The sequence below is a fragment of the Mesorhizobium sp. M1088 genome, from assembly GCF_040318575.1.
Lineage (GTDB): Bacteria > Pseudomonadota > Alphaproteobacteria > Rhizobiales > Rhizobiaceae > Mesorhizobium.
In genome coordinates this window covers 1-647 of record NZ_JAMYMO010000133.1, presented here as the reverse complement: position 1 = coordinate 647, position 647 = coordinate 1, and the positions used below count along the sequence as shown (strand labels likewise).

The 647-nt window shown below is 65.2% G+C and carries 1 protein-coding gene and 1 pseudogene; both read right to left on the bottom strand.

Annotated elements, in window-relative coordinates:
• Positions 1-99 precede the first annotated feature (99 nt).
• Positions 100-294, bottom strand: a pseudogene (locus NKH49_RS34825) (transposase zinc-binding domain-containing protein); the annotation flags it as partial.
• 4 nt (positions 295-298) lie between these two features.
• Positions 299-647: tyrosine-type recombinase/integrase (locus NKH49_RS34820; protein ID WP_352930239.1), on the bottom strand; the 349-nt coding region annotated here is incomplete at its 5' end.

Genomic DNA, 647 nt, shown 5'->3' with positions numbered 1-647 from the left:
CTCAAGCGCACCTCGTAATGGTGAGCCGGGCTGGCGGCGACTGTCGCAAGAGCGTGATCAAGTCGTCGCCGACTCCCCATTACTGGATCTGCCCATAAGGCAGCTGTTATAGGCGATCCGCCATTGGCCGCAGTCCGCACAGGCTTCGACATGACCACCCAATGCAGCGGTGCGACACTGTTCGATCGCCGACATGACCTTGAGCTGCTGCAAGCTCAGATGCCCGGCGTGGGAGATCCGGTATCCGGGGCCGGCAGCACGGAAGATATCGGCGACCTCCAGGTCGGCGCGCACCGGTTCAGCCGGACGGCGTCTTGCCTTCCATCAGCGCCATCAGCCGGTCCAGCGGCCCTGCGACCGCGTGGATCGTCCGGGTCGAGACCTTGGTGTAGAGCGCTGTCGTTTCGAGCTTGCAGTGCCCGAGCAGCACCTGGATGACGCGAATGTCGACATCCTGCTCGAGCAGGTGGGTGGCGAAGCTGTGCCGCAGAGTATGCGGGCTGACGCGCTTGCGGATGCCGGCGACTTCGGCGGCTTCCTGAAGCGCGCGATGGAGTTGCCGCGACGAGATCGGATCGGTGCAACTGCGCCCCGGGAACAGCCAGCCATGCGGAAGCATCACCCCGCGACGCCTGCCTTCGCGCCAC